General features: G+C 61.2%; 3 protein-coding genes. 2 read left to right on the top strand and 1 reads right to left on the bottom strand.

Translation table 11 applies throughout. From position 1 onward, the window contains the following. Positions 1–895: LysR family transcriptional regulator (locus AC1DNF_RS35460; protein WP_478153587.1), on the bottom strand; the 895-nt coding region annotated here is incomplete at its 3' end. Positions 896–1096: 201 nt separating this feature from the next. Between AC1DNF_RS35460 and AC1DNF_RS35465 the strand changes: the two genes are divergently transcribed. Further along, a complete protein-coding gene (locus AC1DNF_RS35465; RefSeq protein WP_478153589.1) occupies positions 1097–1705 on the top strand; it encodes an FMN-dependent NADH-azoreductase in 609 nt (202 codons plus the stop codon). A gap of 47 nt (positions 1706–1752) precedes the next feature. Continuing rightward, on the top strand, positions 1753–2336 hold a 584-nt coding region (locus AC1DNF_RS35470), incomplete at its 3' end, for an NADPH-dependent F420 reductase (protein WP_478153591.1).

Raw genomic sequence — 2336 nt, forward strand, 5'->3', positions numbered from 1 at the left:
TGGCTGTGCTGCCTTTCAAGTGGTCGATGAACCATCTGCCAGCGGGCCCAGGGGACGTTGAAGCTTGGTGGACTGCCGATATCGTCAACATGAAGCCGCTCGGCGGCATGCCCTCGACATCCAGAACAACCAACCTGCCGGTGGCGATGTCGTTCTCGACCATGTGAAGGGGCATGCTTCCCCACCCGACACCGTCCTTGAGGAATGCGTGTTTGGTCGAGAGGTCCGCGAGACGCCAAGTCGCGGAAGACATGACCCCATAGTCTTGGCCCTCCATCAATTTCGACCGGTCCGTCAGCACGAGTTGCACGTGTCTGGCCAAAGTTCGCTTGGGAATTCGATGTCCCRCCTCCGCCAGAGGATGGCTCGATGCGGCCACTGTGACCAGCACCACTTCACCGATGCGSTCGTTCACAAGCGATGGAAATGCGACCGGCAGCGCCGCCAGAATTCCAAGACTGCAACGCTCATCCAGCACCGGCTGATACCCCGCGCCCAGTCCCTCCACGAAGAGGCGTAGTGGCGTCAACGGAAACTGGCTTGCGAATGCCTTGGCGGCTGCGGTGACGAGTGCAGTCGGGAAGAACACATCGACCACCACCGAAAGTTCCGCCTCGAGCCCTGACGCCATGAGTTTGGCACGGGCCTTGAGCGTGTCCACCCCGGAAACGATATTGCGAGCGTCTGCCAGCAGCAGCACGCCCTCCGCRGTGAGCTTCGGAAATCGGCCGGAACGGTCAAAGAGTACGACTCCTATTTGCTCTTCCAGCCCGCCGACCCACCCGCTCACAGCGGATTGAACGCGGTTGAGCTTCCTGGCCGCCGCGGAAAAACTCCCCTCTTCCGCRGCCGTGATGAAGGTCCTGAGCTGGTCCAGGGAAACACCGTCAAGCATCGAAGGCTCCTTCCATCCCAAAARCAGATGGTTCGCATCTCAATATACCGTCTATTCAGGATGGGAGATGCCGGGCACAGTCAGGTCCATCGATTCATCTCAACCCAAGACAACCGACGACAACCAGTCGGTTTTCGTCGCAGCGAGGGTGAGTTCGAAAGTAGCCACSCAGTTCAACCCTTCACCGCCCAGAGGCACCCCATGCAACTCCTTCATCTCGATTCCAGCGTACTCGGCACGGCATCCGTCAGTCGCCAGCTCTCCGCTGAACTCGTTGCGCGACAACGAGCATTGCACCCAGGCATCCGCATAGTCTCTCGCGACCTGTCCGCCGACCCGGCGTTGCACCTGTCGGGCGCTCACATGGCCGCCTTCCAGGGCGCAGCCACAGACGACGCAACCATCACCGCCGACTTGCTGAAAGGCAACGCCTACATGGACGAGCTCTTCGCATCGGACGTCCTGGTCATCGGTGCGCCGATGTACAACCTGTCGATTCCCACGCCGCTGAAGGCTTGGATTGACCGTATCGCCGTGGCAGGCAAGACCTTCCGCTACACRGCCACCGGCCCCGAGGGCCTGCTGAAGAACAAGAAGGCCTTCATTGCATCGTCGCGCGGCGGTGTGTATTCGGTCGGGACCCCGGGCGCCGCATTCGAGCACCAGGAAAGCTACCTCCTCGGCCTGTTGGCGTTCCTGGGGGTGACCGACGTGACTGTGGTGCGCGCGGAAGGCCTCGCCTTCAGTGACGAGGCCAAAGAGGCCGCCGTGGCACGAGCACTCGAAAACATCGCCGGCATCACGGTCTAAGYCACCCAATCTCCCTCCGAAAAGCTCACCTCATTCAAGCATTTCTCATGACCTACTCCATCATCGGCTCCGGCAATGTCGGCGCCTCCCTGGCCAAGCAGTTCGCACGCAGTGGCATCGCCGTCAACATCGCCAACACGCGTGGTCCCGAATCCATCGCGGCGATGGCCGAGGAACTCGGCAGCAAGGTCGTTCCGGTGACCCTGCAAGAAGCACTCGAAGCCGACGTGGTCATCCTGGCGGTCCCGTTCCGTGCGCACACCGCCGTCGCAGGTGGTCTGACGAACTGGTCCGGCAAGGTCGTGGTCGACGCGATGAACACCTACGGCGTCTCGCCGGAGGAACTGAAGGGGCAAGCCTCTACCGACATAGTGGCGTCTGCCTTTCCYGGTGCGAAGCTGGTCAAGACTCTCAACCAGCTGCCAGCGAAGCTGCTTGCGAAGGACCCTGCCGAAAGCGGTGGCCGTCGCGTCATGTTCGTATCGAGCAATGACCAAGGCGCCGAGGCCTCGATTGCCAAACTGGTCGGCGAGCTCGGCTTCGCCCCTGTGTCGCTCGGCAAAATCAACGAAGGCGGCGCTCTGATTGACATGGGAGGACCGCTCATTCTTCAGAACCTCATCAAGCAAGG

It is taken from the genome of Variovorax sp. 01T432, from assembly GCF_056398605.1.